Source organism: Micromonospora sp. WMMD730, assembly GCF_049178955.1.
GTDB classification, from domain to species: Bacteria; Actinomycetota; Actinomycetes; order Mycobacteriales; family Micromonosporaceae; genus Micromonospora; species Micromonospora wenchangensis.
On the sequence record NZ_JBMHML010000002.1, the window covers coordinates 2,664,059 to 2,680,429 of the forward strand.

The 16,371-nt window shown below is 72.0% G+C and carries 14 protein-coding genes; 9 read left to right on the forward strand and 5 right to left on the reverse strand.

Annotated elements, in window-relative coordinates; all coding sequences use genetic code 11:
- Positions 1-527 precede the first annotated feature (527 nt).
- Positions 528-1,526 carry an acetylxylan esterase gene (locus ACN265_RS11570; protein ID WP_420116035.1) on the reverse strand — a complete coding sequence of 333 codons (999 nt, stop codon included), beginning with the start codon at positions 1,524-1,526 and terminating at the stop codon, positions 528-530.
- A 15-nt stretch (positions 1,527-1,541) separates the two neighbouring features.
- Positions 1,542-2,582 carry a LacI family DNA-binding transcriptional regulator gene (locus tag ACN265_RS11575; RefSeq protein WP_204923086.1) on the reverse strand — a complete coding sequence of 347 codons (1,041 nt, stop codon included), beginning with the start codon at positions 2,580-2,582 and terminating at the stop codon, positions 1,542-1,544.
- Between the two features lie 283 nt (positions 2,583-2,865).
- Here ACN265_RS11575 and ACN265_RS11580 point away from each other — a divergent pair, with 283 nt between their 5' ends.
- From ACN265_RS11580 to ACN265_RS11620, 9 genes are all read left to right on the forward strand, one after another.
- Positions 2,866-5,250, forward strand: coding sequence for a glycoside hydrolase family 3 N-terminal domain-containing protein (locus tag ACN265_RS11580; RefSeq protein WP_421407349.1), 2,385 nt, complete (start codon positions 2,866-2,868; stop codon positions 5,248-5,250).
- Between the two features lie 10 nt (positions 5,251-5,260).
- Positions 5,261-6,235, forward strand: coding sequence for an ABC transporter permease (locus ACN265_RS11585; protein ID WP_232376995.1), 975 nt, complete (start codon positions 5,261-5,263; stop codon positions 6,233-6,235).
- Positions 6,232-7,176, forward strand: a complete 945-nt coding sequence (locus ACN265_RS11590) for a carbohydrate ABC transporter permease (protein WP_421407352.1) — start codon at positions 6,232-6,234, stop codon at positions 7,174-7,176. Before ACN265_RS11585 ends, ACN265_RS11590 begins: the two co-directional genes overlap by 4 nt.
- A gap of 81 nt (positions 7,177-7,257) precedes the next feature.
- Positions 7,258-8,871 (forward strand): extracellular solute-binding protein, encoded by a 1,614-nt coding sequence (locus tag ACN265_RS11595; protein ID WP_307826008.1) that lies wholly within the window; start codon positions 7,258-7,260, stop codon positions 8,869-8,871.
- A gap of 79 nt (positions 8,872-8,950) precedes the next feature.
- Positions 8,951-10,507, forward strand: coding sequence for a GH39 family glycosyl hydrolase (locus ACN265_RS11600; RefSeq protein WP_421407354.1), 1,557 nt, complete (start codon positions 8,951-8,953; stop codon positions 10,505-10,507).
- A complete protein-coding gene (locus tag ACN265_RS11605) occupies positions 10,504-11,187 on the forward strand; it encodes a hypothetical protein (RefSeq protein ID WP_420116030.1) in 684 nt (227 codons plus the stop codon). The genes ACN265_RS11600 and ACN265_RS11605 overlap by 4 nt, the downstream gene beginning before the upstream one ends.
- Positions 11,184-13,307: an alpha-glucuronidase gene (locus tag ACN265_RS11610; protein ID WP_421407357.1), complete on the forward strand. Its 2,124-nt coding sequence runs from the start codon at positions 11,184-11,186 to the stop codon at positions 13,305-13,307. Before ACN265_RS11605 ends, ACN265_RS11610 begins: the two co-directional genes overlap by 4 nt.
- A gap of 66 nt (positions 13,308-13,373) precedes the next feature.
- A complete protein-coding gene (locus ACN265_RS11615) occupies positions 13,374-13,817 on the forward strand; it encodes a helix-turn-helix transcriptional regulator (protein ID WP_420116028.1) in 444 nt (147 codons plus the stop codon).
- Between the two features lie 10 nt (positions 13,818-13,827).
- Positions 13,828-14,238, forward strand: coding sequence for a VOC family protein (locus tag ACN265_RS11620; protein WP_420116027.1), 411 nt, complete (start codon positions 13,828-13,830; stop codon positions 14,236-14,238).
- A 24-nt stretch (positions 14,239-14,262) separates the two neighbouring features.
- Here ACN265_RS11620 and ACN265_RS11625 read toward each other — a convergent pair whose 3' ends face one another.
- From ACN265_RS11625 to manD, 3 genes are all read right to left on the reverse strand, one after another.
- Positions 14,263-14,550 carry a hypothetical protein gene (locus tag ACN265_RS11625; RefSeq protein WP_204923077.1) on the reverse strand — a complete coding sequence of 96 codons (288 nt, stop codon included), beginning with the start codon at positions 14,548-14,550 and terminating at the stop codon, positions 14,263-14,265.
- 151 nt (positions 14,551-14,701) lie between these two features.
- The gene (locus ACN265_RS11630) at positions 14,702-15,064 is read right to left on the reverse strand and encodes a hypothetical protein (RefSeq protein ID WP_420116025.1); all 363 of its coding nucleotides are present in this window, start codon (positions 15,062-15,064) and stop codon (positions 14,702-14,704) included.
- Positions 15,065-15,152: 88 nt separating this feature from the next.
- Positions 15,153-16,361: a D-mannonate dehydratase ManD gene (manD, locus tag ACN265_RS11635; protein ID WP_357935518.1), complete on the reverse strand. Its 1,209-nt coding sequence runs from the start codon at positions 16,359-16,361 to the stop codon at positions 15,153-15,155.
- Positions 16,362-16,371: the final 10 nt, after the last annotated feature.

The window sequence follows — 16,371 nt, forward strand, 5'->3', positions numbered from 1 at the left end:
GCCGCTCATGGAAACTCCCTGGGGTGGCGTGCGGAGCGCGGTGCGGACGTGCAGCGCGGCGACCGTCCCGGGATGTCGCCGTCTCGTCCGGCTCGTGGACAAGGGGGTGTGCCGGCACGGGCCCGGACGTCGCCCGCGCGCACGGACCGACCGCCGGGTGCCCGGCGGATTGCCCTGGAGCTGACGGGCGGAGGTGCGCCACGCGCGTCGACCGGGAGCCCGGACCGCGTCACCGGCGGTGGACGCCGTGTGTGCCGGTGGCCACCGACCCCCGCAGGTGGACGAACCCCGGCGGGTGGACGAACCGGTGACCACGGCCGGAGCGTGCCCTGCGCTCCCGCCGCGATGCACCATATCGTGTTATCGCTAACATCGGCAACAGATCGGTGCGCGACGATGCCCGGGTGAACTACCGGCCGGTTCCCCGACGATGCCGGGTGGCGCGGACCGCCCCTGCGCGGGGCGGCGTCCCGTCCGCCGGTCGGGCCGGTGTCCCCACCCGCGCGGCACCGGTCACCGCCCCACGGTCACCGCGTCGGATCGCCGGTGGCCGGGCGCAGCAGCGGGTCGAGCCAGCGCAGTTGCCGCTCGACCTGCCACGCCTCGCCGCCCTCGTGGCCGTTGAACGGGTAGGTGTGCAGCTCCCGTGGCGGTGTCCCCTCCCGACCGTTCGCCGCGCCGTACTGGTTGTAGGCGGCGAAGCCGGTGCTCGGCGGGCAGACGTTGTCGCGCAGGCCGATGCCGAAGTGCGCGGGCGCGGTGGCCCGCCGGGCGAAGGTCACCCCGTCGACATAGGACAGCGTGTGCCGGACGGCCTCCTCGACCTGCCGGTGCACCGCCAGGTACCGGGCGATCTCGCCGTACGGGGCGGCGTCGGTCAGCTCGATCCCGCGTTGCACGTCGCACAGGAACGGCGCGGTGCTCAGCAGCGCCGCGAGGTCGTCGCGCAGGCCGGCGACGGCCAGGGCGAGCCCGCCGCCCTGGCTGTTGCCGACGGCGGCCACCCGGGCCGGGTCCACCCCGGGCAGCGCGCGGACGGCGTCGACCGCGCGGACCGCGTCGGTGATCAGCCGGCGGTAGTGGTAGTCGTGCGGGGTGAGGATGCCCCAGGTGGCGGGCCACGGGCCGCCGGGCGCGCCCTGCGGGTCGGGGGTGTCGCCCGCGCCGTGCAGCCCGGACTGGCCCCGGTTGTCCATCAGCAGGTGCGCGTATCCGGCCACCGGCCAGGTCAGCCGCTCGTGCGGCAGGCCCCGGCCGCGCCCGTAGCCGGCGTACTCGACCACGGCGGGCAGTGCGGTCCCGACCCCGGCCGGGCGGGTGTACCAAGCCCGCACCGGGTCACCGGCGAACCCGGCGAAGGTGACGTCCCAGGTGTCGACCAGCCGCAGGTCGGTCCGGTGCGGGCGGACGTCGACCAGCACCGGCCGCTCACGTGCCGCGACGAGCGTGTCCCGCCAGAACTGGTCGAAGTCGGCCGGTTCGACGACGGTCGGCGTGTACTGCCGCAGGTCCTCGCTGGATGTCATGGGTTCCTCGGGGGGTCAGGGACGGGTGGTGGCGGGTGGGGCGGTGCTCTCCCGGACGACCAGCTCGGTCACCAGGTCGATCCGACTGGTCGCCACCGTCGCGCCCCGGGCCAGCTCCAGCAGCATCTGGGTGGCGGTGCCGGCCATGTCCCGCAGGGGCTGGTGCACGGTGGTCAGCGGCGGGTCGGTCCAGCCGGCGACCGGCAGGTCGTCGTACCCGATCACCGAGAGGTCGTCGGGGACCCGCAGGCCGAGCCGGCGGGCGGCCCGGAGCACGCCGATGGCCTGCAGGTCCGAGCCGGCGAAGATCGCGGTCGGCCGGTCGGGCCCGGCGAGCAGTTCCAGGCCGTGGGCGTGCCCGCCGTCGACGTAGAAGCTGCCGTAGCGCACCAGGTCGGCGTCCAGGGGGAGGCCGATCTCGTCGTGGGCGGAGCGGAAGCCGGCGGCGCGGGCCTGGCTGCACAGCACGTCGCGGGGCCCGGAGATGACGGCGATCCGGCGGTGCCCCAGCTCCAGCAGGTGCCGGGTGGCCAGCAGGCCGCCGTTCCAGTTGTTGGAGCCGACCGTCGGCACCGACGCCGAGGTGGCGCTGTCGGTGTCGACGACCACGAACGGGATGCGGTGTTCGGCCAGCATGAGTTGCTGCGGCGGGGTCGGGTGGCAGAGCACGAAGAGCAGGCCCAGTGGACGCCGGGCGACCAGGGCGTCCAGCCGGCGGGGCGCGGGTCGGTGCTCCCCGTCGAGCTGGGAGATGGCGATGCCGAGCCCGGCGGCGGAGGCCACCGCCTCGACCCCGCTCATGATCTCCATCGCCCAGCCGGAGTTGAACTCGTGGAAGACCAGGTCGATCTGGTCGATCCCGGGCGACTGCCGGCGGATGCGGCGGCGGTACCGGTGGCGCTCCAGGCTCTCCTCGACCCGCGCCCGGGTCTCGGCGGCGACGTCCGCCCGCCCGTTGAGCACCTTCGAGACGGTCGCCACCGAAACGCCGACCTCCTCGGCGATGGTGGCGATCGTGGCCGAGGCCTGTGGGATGAGCGGGCGGGACGCGGTCATCGAAGCCTCACCAGGCACGTCCGAAAGTTTCGGAGAACTCTAGCACGTTCGGTTCGAAACCGGGATTCGACAGTGCGGGTAGATTTTGACGGGGGTGAATGTACCTTCCGGGAAATACGCGGCCACATATCCCAATTGAGCCCCTTGACATGCGCCGGCAATGCCTCCTAAGTTGCCCGAAAAAGGTAACGCGCTGTTTACGAAATTTTCGAACCCCCCCGCCGCCGCGTCGTGCCCGTCCGACGGGCGCCGACGGGGGAGCGTCGAAGGTGAGAGGTGTGGCATGAGAAGTCAGGTGCCCGTCGACGACGGCCCGGCACCCCGCGGAACCCAACCGTGGCGGGACCCCCGACGCTCACCCGCGCAACGGGCCGACGCACTGGTGCCGCTCATGTCGCTGGAGGAGAAGATCGCCCAACTCGTCGGCGTCTGGGTCGGCGCGGAAGCCTCCGGCGAGGGGGTCGCCCCGCACCAGGCCGACATGATCGACGGTGCGCCACCGTGGAGCACCATCATCCGGCACGGGCTCGGCCAGCTGACCCGCCCGTTCGGCACCGCACCCGTGGACCCCGTGGTCGGGGCCCGCTCGCTGGCCGCCTCCCAGGCGCAGATCGCCGCCGCGAGCCGGTTCGGCATCCCCGCCCAGGTGCACGAGGAGTGCCTCACCGGCTTCGCCGCCTGGCGGGCCACCGTCTACCCGACCCCGCTGGGCTGGGGCGCCTCCTTCGACCCGGAGCTGGTCGAGGAGATGGCCGGCCGGATCGGCCGCTCGATGCGGGCCGCCGGGGTCCACCAGGGACTCGCCCCGGTGCTCGACGTCACCCGCGACTACCGCTGGGGGCGTACCGAGGAGACCATCGGGGAGGACCCGTACCTGGTCGGGACCACCGGGGCGGCGTACGTGCGGGGCCTGGAACGCGCCGGCATCGTCGCCACCCTCAAACACTTCGCCGGCTACTCCGCCTCCCGGGGCGGACGCAATCTCGCCCCGGTGTCGATGGGCCCGCGGGAACTGGCCGACGTCATCCTGCCGCCGTTCGAGATGGCCCTGCGCCTCGGCGGGGCCCGTTCGGTGATGAACTCGTACGCCGAGATCGACGGCCTGCCCGCCGCGGCCGACGAGGGGCTGCTGACCGGGCTGCTGCGCGACGAGTGGGGCTTCACCGGCACCGTCGTCGCCGACTACTTCGCGGTGCGCTTCCTGCAGACCCTGCACGGGGTGGCCGGTGACGCCGCCGACGCCGCCCGGCTCGCCCTGCGCGCCGGCATCGACGTGGAACTGCCCACCGTGGACGCGTTCGGCGAACCGCTGGTGGCGGCCGTGCGGGCCGGCGCGGTCGACGAGGCGCTGATCGACCGGGCGCTACGCCGGGTGCTGATCCAGAAGATCGAACTCGGGCTGCTCGACGAGGACTGGCAGGAACTGCCCGAGGACGCGGCGAACCTGCGGCTCGACGACGAGACCAGCCGGGACGTCGCCCTGCGGCTGGCCCGCGAGTCGGTGGTGCTGCTGCGCAACGACGGCGTGCTGCCACTGGCCCCCGGCCGGCGGGTCGCCCTGGTCGGCCCCGTCGCCGACGACCCGATGGCCCTGCTCGGCTGCTACTCCTTCCCCAACCACGTCGGGGTCCGCCACCCCGAGCACGGGCTGGGTCTGGAGATCCCCTCGCTGCGCGACGAACTCACCCGGCTGGTTCCCGGCCTCGTGCACGAGCCGGGCTGCGCGATCACCGGCGACGACACCTCGGGCATCGCGGCGGCGGTCACCGCCGCGGCGCAGGCCGACGTCTGCGTGCTCGCCGTCGGCGACCGTGCCGGCATGTTCGGCCGGGGCACCTCCGGCGAGGGCTGCGACGCGCCCGACCTGCGACTGCCCGGCGTCCAGGCCGACCTGGTCCGGGCCGTGCTCGACACCGGCACCCCGGTGGTGCTGGTGCTGATGACCGGCCGGCCCTACGCCCTCGGCCCCGACCACGAGGGCGCCGCGGCCGTCGTGCAGGCGTTCTTCCTCGGCCAGCGCGGCGGGCAGGCGCTCGCCGAGGTGCTCACCGGCGCGGTGAACCCGTCCGGGCGGCTGCCGGTCAGCGTCCCGCGCGACGCCGGGGGCCTGCCCGGCACCTACCTGACCCCGCCGCTGGGCCGCCGCTCCGAGGTGTCCTCGATCGACCCCACCCCGGCGTACCCGTTCGGCCACGGGCTGGGCTACACCACCTTCGCGTGGACCGACCCGGTGGTGTCGGGCGCCGGGGAGACCGGCGGGCCGCCGGCCTGGCCGGTCGACGGCGAGACGACGGTACGGATCACCGTGCGCAACACCGGCGACCGCCCCGGCACCGAGGTGGTCCAGCTCTACCTGCACGACCCGGTCGCCCAGACCACCCGACCCGTGGTCCGGCTGGTCGGCTACGCCCGGGTGCCGCTGGACCCCGGCACGGCGGCGCAGGTCAGCTTCACCGTGCCCGCCGACGTCGCCTCGTTCACCGGGCGCGACGGCCGGCGCATCGTCGAACCCGGCGACGTCGAACTGCGCTTCGGTCGCTCCAGCGGCGACCCGGCGGCGACCCTGCCGCTGCGCCTGACCGGTGCGCAACGGCAGGTCGGCGCGCGACGACACCTGCTCACGGCGGTACGCGTCGAGTCCGCCGGCACCGACCCGCAGGCCGGATAGGAGGCCGAGGATGACATCCCAGACGCTACGGCCGCCGCCACCGCCACCGGCCGCGGCGACGCCCGCCCCGGCCCGGCGTCGCCGCAACCCCTGGCGGCGGGCCCTGCGCCGGGACTGGCAGCTCTACTCGCTGGCCGTCCTGCCGCTGCTGTTCTTCCTGGTCTTCCGCTATCTGCCGATGATCGGCAACGTGATCGCGTTCCGCCGGTTCAGTCCCGGCGGCAGCGTCTTCGGCGAGTACTGGGTGGGCCTGCGGTACTTCCGGTTGTTCCTGGCCGACCCGACCTTCTGGCAGGTGTTCACCAACACGCTGGTGCTGGGCACGCTGACCCTGCTGTTCTGCTTCCCGCTGCCGATCGTGCTGGCGCTGCTGCTCAACGAGGTCCGGGCCCGCAGGCTCAAGCGGTTCGTCCAGTCGGTGTCCTACCTGCCGCACTTCCTGTCCATCGTGATCGTCGCGGCGATGGTGATGCAGCTGCTGTCGATGGACGGCTCGGTCAACCAGCTGGTCCGGGGGCTCGGCGGGGAGGGCGTGCCGTTCCTGCAGCAGCCGGGATGGTTCCGGGCCGTCTACGTCTCCTCGGAGGTCTGGCAGACCGTCGGCTGGGGGACGATCCTCTATCTGGCGGCGCTCACCACCATCGACGAGAACCTGTACGAGGCGGCCCGGATCGACGGGGCCAACCGCTGGCGGCAGACCTGGCACGTCACGCTGCCCGGGATCCGGCCGACGATGGTGACGCTGCTGATCCTCAACATCGGCACCTTCATGGCCGTCGGGTTCGAGAAGATCCTGCTGCTGTACAACCCGCTGACCTACCCGACCGCCGACGTGATCTCCACGTACCTGTTCCGACTGGGTTTCGAGTCCAGCAACTTCAGCTACGCCGCCGCGATCGGCCTGTTCGAGGCGGTGATCGGGTTGATCCTGGTGCTGAGCGCCAACACCATCTCCCGCCGTACGGTGGGGACGAGCCTGTGGTGACCGTGGCACCCGGCACGGCCGGCCCGAAGACCCCGGCGGCCCGCCCCGCGTCCCGCCGCCGCCGGGGCATCCGCCCGACCCGGGGCTACCGGGTCTTCCAGGCGGTCAACGCCGTGGTGCTGACCGTCGTGGTGGTGGTGACGCTCTACCCGTTCGTCAACATCGTGGCCCGGTCGCTCAGCGACGAGGCGCCGATCATCGCCGGCAAGGTCAACCTCGTCCCGCAGGGCTTCAACCTCACCGCCTACCGGCTGGTGATGTCCGACCCGATGTTCTGGACGAACTACCGCAACACCGTGGTCTACACCGTCGTCGCCACCGCGATCTCGATCGTGCTGACCACCTGCTACGCGTACGTGTTGTCCAAGCACCAGCTCAAGGGGCGGGGGGTGCTCGTCGGGGTCGCCGTGTTCACCATGTTCTTCTCCGGCGGGCTGATCCCCAACTACGTGCTCATCACCAGCCTGGGCATGAAGAACAGCATCTGGGCGGTGGTCCTGCCCAACGCGATCAACGTGTTCAACCTGCTGGTGATGAAGGCGTTCTTCGAGAGCCTGCCGGTGGAGTTGGAGGAGGCCGCCGCCGTCGACGGGCTGAGCACGTACGGCACCCTGCTGCGGATCGTGCTGCCGCTGTCCAAGGCGATCATCGCCACGATGGTGCTGTTCTACGCGGTGTCCTTCTGGAACTCCTGGTTCACCGCGTTCCTCTACCTGGACCAGCAGGACCTGCTCCCGGTCACGGTCTACCTGCGTAACCTCATCGCCGGGGCGACCGGGGCGCAGTCCGCCGGTGGGGTCGCCGAGTCCGACGCGGTGCAGGCGGCGGCCACCATCCAGGCCGTGACCATCGTGCTCACCACCCTGCCGATCCTCGCGGTCTACCCCTTCATCCAGCGGTTCTTCGTGTCCGGCGTGATGCTCGGCGCGGTCAAGGGGTAGCCCGGCCGACCGCTCCACCCACTGCACCCCCACACCACCTGATCGAAAGGACGAGCCATGTTCCACAGGACGTGGCGCCGCGTGGCGATAGCCGCTGCCGGGCTGCTCACCCTCACCCTCGTCGGGGCCTGCTCCGACGACGCCCCGGACGCCAAGGACCTCGACGGCAACCGGGCCGGCGCGATGGCCGACTACGGGATCGACAAGCAGTTCAAGGCCACCGAGCCGCTGTCCTTCCCCATCCTCTACAACAACCACCCCAACTACCCGCTCAAGGACGACTGGCTGTTCTGGTCGGAGCTGACCAAGCGGACCAACGTCAAGCTCGCCCCGGTGGCCGTGCCGCTGAGCGACTACGAGCAGAAGCGCAGCCTGCTCATCGGCGCCGGTGACGCCCCGCTGATCATCCCGAAGACGTACCACCCGTCGGAGAACGCCTTCGTCTCCTCCGGCGCGATCCTGCCGGTGAGCGACTACCTGGACCTGATGCCCAACCTCAAGGACAAGATCGCCAAGTGGAACCTCCAACCGGAGTTCGACACGCTGCGACAGTCCGACGGCAAGTTCTACCTGCTCCCCGGCCTGCACGAGAAGCCGTGGGCGGAGTACTCGATCGCGGTGCGCACCGACATCCTCCAGCAGCTCAACCTCCCGATCCCCAAGACCTGGGACGAGCTGTACACCGTGCTCAAGGCGATGAAGGCGCGCTACCCCGACTCGTACCCGTACTCGGACCGGTGGAGCAAGCCGAACCCGGGCGGGGAGCTGCTGAGCATCGTCGGCGCCGCGCACGGCCTGCGGACCGGGTGGAGCTGGAACCCCGCCACCTGGGACCCGGCGGCGAAGAAGTTCGTCTACACCGGCGCCACCGAGCAGTACAAGCAGGTCATCGTGTACCTCAACAAGCTGGTGGCGGAGAAGCTGCTCGACCCGGAGAGCTTCACCCAGACCGATGAGCAGGCCCGGCAGAAGCTCGCCAACGGCAAGTCCTTCGTCATCGGTAGCAACGCCCAGACCCTGGTCAACGACTACCGCCCCGACCTGGCCAAGACCCTGCCGAACGCCAAGCTGACGAAGATCCCGATGCTGGTCGGCCCGGCCGGCGAGATCAACCCGGCCAGCCGGCTGGAGAACGGCGTCATGATCTCCAAGAAGGCCCGGGACAGCAAGAACTTCGTGGCGATGATGCAGTTCATCGACTGGCTGTACTACTCCGACGCCGGCCAGGAGTTCGCCAAGTGGGGCGTCGAGGGCACCACCTACAGCAAGGACGCCGCCGGCAAGTACACCCTGAACCCCGACGTCGACATGATCGGGCTCAACCCCAAGGGCAGCAAGCACCTGCAGAAGGACTTCGGCTTCGGCAACGGGGTGTTCGCCTACGGCGGCAAGCTCGACCTGGTGCAGTCGTTCTTCTCCCCGGAGGAGATGGAGTTCCAGAAGGTGATGAACGCGCGCACGCCGCTGCCGGTGGACCCGCCGGCCCCGCTCACCGACGAGGAGCGGGAACAGGCGTCGCTGTGGGAGACGCCGCTGAAGGACCACGTCGTGCAGAACACGCTGAAGTTCATCCTCGGCCAGCGGCCCCTCACCGAGTGGGACGCCTACGTCGGCGAACTGAAGGCCAAGAACGCCGACCAGTACATCGGCCTGGTCAACAAGGCGCACGAGCGGTTCGAGAAGGACAACGGCTGACCGACCCGGCCCGGCCGGAACCCGAGACGGGTTCCGGCCGGGCCGGGCACCGGACCGGCGAGCACCGGAGGACACCACCATGCGGATCACCGTTCCCGCCCGACCCGTGGGGCAGCTCACCGACGCCTGGCGGCGGTGTGTCGGCACGGGACGATTCGAGTTGGCCCTGCGCCGCGACTACCAGGACTCGCTGGCCCTCATCCAGCAGGACATCGGATTCCGGCACATCCGGGGGCACGGCCTGCTCAGTGACGGCGTCGGCGTCCACCGCCCCTACCACAACGGCGGCGAACGCCAGGTGCACCACTCCTTCACGTACGTCGACCAGGTCGTCGACGCCTACCTCGGCCTGGGCATCCGGCCGTTCGTGGAGCTGGGCTTCATGCCCGAGGGGCTGGCCTCCGGCGAGCAGACGGTGTTCTGGTGGCAGGGCAACGTCACCCCGCCCCGCTGCTTCAGGGAGTGGGGCGACCTGGTCCGCGCCACGGTGGCCCACCTGGTCGACCGGTACGGCCTCGACGAGGTGCGCGGCTGGCCGATCGAGGTGTGGAACGAGCCGAACCTGCCCGACTTCTGGCAGGACGCCGACCGCAACGCCTACCACCGCCTCTACGAGGTGACCGCGCACGCGGTCAAGGAGGTCGACGCCGGGCTGCAGGTCGGCGGTCCGGCCATCTCGCCCGGCGCGGACGACTGGTGGGAGCCCTTCGCCGACTTCGTCACCACGCACGACGTGCCTGTCGACTTCGTCAGCCGGCACGCCTACACCTCCGGTCCCGCCCAGCACGTGCCGTTCGGCACCCACCAGACCCTGGCCCCGGCGTCGTCGCTGCTGGAACAGTTCGCCGCCCCGCGCCGGCACCTGTACGGCACCGCGCTGGCCGACCTGCCGGTGCACATCACCGAGTTCAACTCCTCCTACCGGCCGGACAACCCGATCCACGACACGGCCTTCCACGCGGCCTACCTCGCCCCGGTGCTGGCGGCCGGCGGCGACCTGGTCGACTCCTTCTCGTACTGGACGTTCAGCGACGTGTTCGAGGAGGTTGGGGTGCCGACCGCGCTGTTCCACGGCGGGTTCGGCCTGCTCACCCACCGCCAGATCAAGAAACCCACCTACCACCTGTACGCGTTCCTGGCCCGCCTCGGCGGCGACGTGCTCGCGCGGGGCGTCGACCACCTGGTCACCCGGCACCCCGACGGCCGGGTCGCCATCCTGGCCTGGGCCCCGGTGGACGTGACCGGCCTGCACCCGGTGCCCGACCGGCATCGGCTGGCCCTGTCGGTCCCGGTGGCCCCCGCCCCGACGACGGGCGGGGAGGTCACCTCGGCCTTCCTGCTCCGCTCCTCGGTCAACGAGGACGTCGGCAACGCCTGGACGGCCTGGAGCGAGATGGGCCGCCCCCGGTCCCCCCGCCCGGGGCAGCTCGACGCCCTGCGGGAGGCCGCCGAACCGGCCCGCTCCCACCGTGCCCTGCCGATCACCGCCGGCCGGGTCGACCTCGACCTCGACCTGGCCCGGCACGAGGTCACCCTCGTCGAGTTGGCCGCGGTCCGCGACGAGACCCCGCCGTGGTGGGACGGGGCGCGGCTGCTCGGCGGCCCCCCGGCGGCCGACCGGCAGGAGCGGTCGTGAGCGCGCAGACCTGGCGGGAGGTCGGCGACGGCCCGTTGTCGCGGGCCGCCGCCGCGGTGTACACGGTGCTCGTCGTCGGTTTCCTGCTGGTCCTCACCACCCTCCCCGGGCTGGTCCCGGTGCTCCTGCTGGGCCGTGACGCCAGCAACCTGCCGCTGGTGGCGCTCTGCCTGGTCCCGGTCGGTCCGGCCGTCTCCGCCGCCCTGTACGCCCTGCACCACCAACGCCCCGACCTGACCGACCTGCGGCCCGCCGTCCGGTTCCGGCAGGGTTACCGGGCCAACCTCGGGCAGGTGCTGCGGATCTGGGTGCCGCTGCTGCTCTGGCTGACGGTCATCGCGGTCAACCTCGCCCACCTGTCCGTCGCGGGCGTCCCCACCGGCTGGGCGGTGCCGCTGCTCGCGATCGGGGGCGCGCTCACCCTGGCCGGCGGCAACGCGCTGGTGATCGCCTCGCTGTTCACCTTCCGCACCCGCGACGTGCTCCGGCTGGCGCTGTACTTCCTGGTCCGTACGCCCACCGTCACCGTCGGCACCGCCCTGCTGCTGGCCGCCGCCGGGGCGCTCACCGTGCTCGTCTCCGAGGCGCTGCCGGTGCTGCTGGCCGGGCCGTTCGTCCTGGCGTACCTGCGGGTCGCCGCCCCGATGACCGACCTCGTGCGTAAGGACTTCACCCGATGACCAGCCCCGCCACCGCCCCGGCCACCGGCACCGTCCCGGCCACCGCCACCGGAGCGGGGGAACCGCCGCCGCACCCGGCGTGGCTGCCGCCGGAGGCGTTCCGGGCGATCGGTGCCCGTCGGGTGCTGGTGCACGGCGACGGTCCGCTCGTCGACACGGTGCACGACGAGGTGGCCCGCGCCTGCGCACGGCACGGCGGGCGGGTGCAGCGGACCGTCGCCGGGCCGGTCGACCTGGTGCTCGCCCTGCGCGACTCGGGACCGCTGCCCGAGGCGGTGCCGCCCGCCGCGACGGCGGCCCCGGGCCCCGACGGCGGGTCGCCGGGCGACGAGGGCTTCCTGCTGACCCGCTCCGACGGCGTCACGGTCGTGCTGGCCGACGCCCCGGCCGGACTGCTGTACGGGCTGTTCCACCTGGTCCGCCTCGGCGAGGCCGCCTTCACCGGGGAGCAGCCGACGCGGGTGCACCGGCCGGTGCTGCGCCGCCGGATGCTCGACCACTGGGACAACGTGGCGGTGCACCCGGTGATGGGGCAGGTGGAGCGGGGCTACGCCGGCGGGTCGATCTTCTGGCGGGACGGCCGGCCGCGCGGCGACCGGGACCGGCTGCGGGCGTACGGGCGGTTGCTCGCCTCCATGGGGATCAACGCGATCTCGGTGAACAACGTCAACGTCGGCCCCACCGAGGCGCTGCTGCTCACCGACCGGCTCGACGACGTGGCCGAGATCGCCGACCTGCTGCGTCCGTACGGCGTCCGGGTGCACCTGTCGGTGACCTTCGCCGCCCCCGTCGTCCTCGGCGGCCTGTCCACCGCCGACCCGCTCGACGACGGGGTGCGCGGCTGGTGGGAGAGCACCACCCGCCGGGTCTACGCGCGCATCCCCGACTTCGGCGGGTACGTGGTGAAGGCCGACTCGGAGGGGCAGCCCGGCCCGTTCAGCTACGGCCGTGACCACGCCGACGGGGCGAACCTGCTGGCCGGCGCGCTCGCCCCGCACGGGGGAGTGGTGCACTGGCGGGCGTTCGTCTACGACCACCGGCGGGACTGGCGGGACCGGACGACCGACCGGGCCCGTGCCGCGTACGACCACTTCGCCCCGCTGGACGGGCGGTTCGCCGAGAACGTCGTTCTCCAGGTGAAGTTCGGACCGGTCGACTTCCAGCCCCGCGAGCCGGTCTCGCCGGTGATCGCCGCCATGCCGGCCACCCGGCTGGCGGTCGAGTTGCAGGTGACCCAGGAGTACACCGGCCAGCAGTGGCACGCCTGCTACCTCGCCCCCTGGTGGCACGAGGTGCTGGCGTTCCGGCCGTGGGGGCCGGCGGAGCGCAGCGTCGCCGACGTGCTGGCCGACGTGCCCGGCCCGGGGCCGCACCGGGGCGGCGACCTGGTGGCGGTGGCCAACGTGGGCGACGACCCGTTCTGGTGCGGGCATCCACTGGCCCAGGCCAACCTGTACGCCTTCGGCCGGCTGGCCTGGGACCCACGGCTCGACCCGGTGGCGCTCCTCGACGAGTGGATCGACCTGACCTTCCCGGCCTCGACGGTCGGTGACCCGGCGCTGGTCCGCGAGACGCTGCACGCCGTGCTGGACGACTCGTGGCGCACCTACGAGCGGTACACCGCCCCGCTGGGCGTCGGCTTCATGGTGAACCCGGCCGGCCACTACGGGCCGGGGGTCGACGGCTACGAGTACAGCCGGTGGGGCACCTACCACTTCGCCGACCGCGACGGCGTCGGGGTGGACCGGACCTGTGCGACCGGCACCGGGTTCGCCGGCCAGTACCCGCCGCCCTGGTCACAGGTGTACGAGTCGCTGGAGCAGTGCCCGGACGAGCTGCTGCTCTTCTTCCACCACGTGCCGTACTCCCACGTGCTGCACAGCGGTAGCACGGTCATCCAGCACATCTACGACACCCACTTCGCGGGGGTGGAGGAGGTGGTGGCGATGCGGGACCGGTGGTCCCGGCTCGCCGGGATGATCGATCCGGCGGTGCACGACCGGGTCACCGAGCGTCTCGCCGAGCAGCTGCGCTGCGCGACCGAGTGGCGGGACCAGGTCAACACGTACTTCTTCCGTAAGTCCGGGGTGCCCGACGCCCGGGGTCGCCGCATCCACTGACCCCCGCGCCCGACCCGCCCCGGGGTGGCGTCGACGTCGGCCGGCGGAACCTGGCACGATCACGGGATGACCGGCCGATCCGCCCCCGACCAGCAGCTACGTGACCTGGCCCGGCTGCGCCGGGTGCGGGACCGGATCGACCGGGAGTACGCCCGACCGCTGGACGTCGAGGCGCTCGCCCGGGGCGTGCACATGTCGGCGGGTCACCTGAGCCGGCAGTTCCGCCGCGCCTACGGCGAGTCACCGTACTCCTATCTGATGACCAGGCGCATCGAGCGGGCGATGGCGCTGCTGCGCCGGGGCGACCTCAGCGTCACCGAGGTCTGCTTCGCGGTCGGCTGCTCGTCGCTGGGCACCTTCAGCACCCGCTTCGCCGAGCTGGTCGGCATGCCGCCGAGCAGCTACCGGGCGCTGGCGGCGCGGGGGTCGGCGCAGTTGCCGCCGTGCCTGACCAGACAGGTGACCCGACCGGTCAGGAATCGAGAAGCACCCGCCCCGGTCATCACCTAGCGTGAGCGGCATGGATCTCACCATCGACACCTGCGTCCTGCCGCACGACGACCCGGACGCCTCGCTGGCCTTCTACCGCGACATCCTCGGCTTCGAGGTCCGCAACGACGTCGGCGGGGGGAGGATGCGCTGGATCACCGTCGGGCCACCCGGCCAGCCCGGCACGTCGATCCTGCTGGCCCCGCCGGCGGTCGACCCCGGGGTCACCGACGAGGAACGCCGGACCATCGCCGAGATGATGGCCAAGGGCACCTACGGCTGGCTGATGCTGGCCACCCCCGACCTCGACGGCACCTTCGAGAAGGTGCAGGCCGGCGCCGCCGAGGTCGTCCAGGAGCCGATCGACCAGCCGTACGGGGTGCGCGACTGCGCCTTCCGCGACCCGGCCGGCAACCTGATCCGGGTCAAGGAGCTGCGCTGACTGCCCGTCCGGTGGGGTGGTCGGTCAGCAGTAGGTCCAGTCGCCCCACTGGTCGATCGGTACGTTGCAGGTGCTGCCCCGGGCCCAGGTCCCGTTCGAGTAGTAGAAGTTGACGGTCACGAACCCGCGCCACCACCAGCCGTAGAGCTGGCCGTAGCCGGACGAGTCGAGCGGGATCGAGGGGGAGTAGACCCAGTCGCCTGACTGGTTGTATCCCTCCAGGTAGACGAACCCGTAGGCCGGGCCGCTGTAGTTGAACGCGATCTGCTGACCGTTGGAGCCGGCCACCGCAGGCGGGGCGGCGGCTGTCACGGCGGCCACCGTGACGGCCGCACCGACCGCGATCCTGCCGATTCTCGTCGGTATCCGCATGTTCACCTCTTCTGACCGGGGCGTCGACGTGGCTGGCGGTGCAGGGGCGTGGGCCGGGCCCCCTGCCGCCGGAGGGGGGCGGCGGTGGCCGTCAGAAGCAGGAGGTCCAGTCCGAACCGCTCTGCTCGGTCGGTACCCAGCAGGTACGGCTGTCCCGGCTGGCCCCGTCGGCGTAGTAGAAGTGCACCGTGACCCACCCCTTCCACCACCAGTCGTTCAACGCCCCGTAGCCGGTGGCACCGAGGTAGATCGACGGGGAGGTCACGTACTGTCCGTTGTTGTTGGTGCCCTCGAGGGTGGCGCGGCCCCAGGCGGGACCCCAGTCGAAGTAGACCTGTTGCCCGTTCGAGCCGGCCCGCGCCGGCGTCCCGGCGGACAGGCCGCCGGTCACACCGACCGCCATCGCGACGGTCGTGGCGAGGAGCCGGCCCGCGCCGGTCCGTGCTGTCGTCATGGCACCGTCCTCACTCCAAAGTGTCCATCCGTGTACGTACGGTAGACCCCGGCGGGTCGGATGCCCAGACGTCCGGTCGTTCCTGCGGTCACCAGGGGTGGACGGTGCCGTCCTCCAGCCGGTTGACCGGCAGGTACGCCGGGGCGTACGGGTAACGGGCCGCCGCCTCTTCGTCGATGTCCACCCCGAGTCCGGGGGTCTCCGCCGGGTGCAGGTAGCCGTCGGCGTAGTGGTAGCCGTGCGGGAAGACCTCGTCGGTGGCGTCGGTGTGCCGCATGTACTCCTGCAGGCCGAAGTTGGGGATGGCCAGGTCGACGTGGAGGGCGGCGGCCATGCAGACCGGGGAGAGGTCGGTGGCCCCGTGCGAGCCGCTGCGTACGTGGTGCAGCGCCGCCAGGTCGAAGATGCGCCGCAGGTGGGTGATGCCCCCGGCGTGCACCACCGTGGTGCGGATGTAGTCGATGAGCTGTTCCCGGATGAGCTGGGCGGCGTCCCAGATGGTGTTGAACACCTCGCCGACGGCGACCGGGGTGGTGGTGTGCTGCCGGATCAGCCGGAACCCCTCCGGCAGCTCGGCGGGGACCGGGTCCTCCATCCAGGTCAGCGCGTACGGCTCCAGGCTCCTGCCGAGCCGGGCGGCCTCGATCGGGCTGAGCCGGTGGTGCACGTCGTGCAGCAGCCGCAGGGTGGGGCCGAACTCGTCGCGTACCCGGGCGAAGACCGTCGGGACGTGCGCCAGGTACCGCGCGGTGGACCAGGTGGCCTCGCTGGGCAGGGCCGCGTCGGCCGGCTCGTAGAACAGCTTGTCGGCGCTGACCCCGTAGGTCTTCGGCAGGCCCGGCACACCGCACTGCACCCGGATCGCCCGGTAGCCGAGGTCGACGTAGCGGGCGACCTCGACCAGCACGTCCTCTACGGTCTCGCCGTTGGCGTGCCCGTAGACGGTGACCCCGTCGCGGGAGCGGCCGCCGAGCAGCTGGTAGACCGGCAGGCCGGCGACCTTGCCCTTGATGTCCCACAGCGCGGTGTCCACGGCGGCGATCGCGCTCATCGTCACCGGTCCGCGCCGCCAGTAGGCCCCCTGGTAGAGGTACTGCCAGGTGTCCTCGATCCGGGCCGGGTCGCGCCCGATCAGCAGCGGCACGACGTGGTCGCGCAGGTAGGACGCGACGGCGAGTTCCCGGCCGTTGAGGGTGGCGTCCCCGACGCCGGTGACCCCCTCGTCGGTGACGATCTTCAGGGTGACGAAGTTGCGGCCCGGACAGGTCACGATGACCCGGGCGTCGACGATCCTCATACGGCCTCCT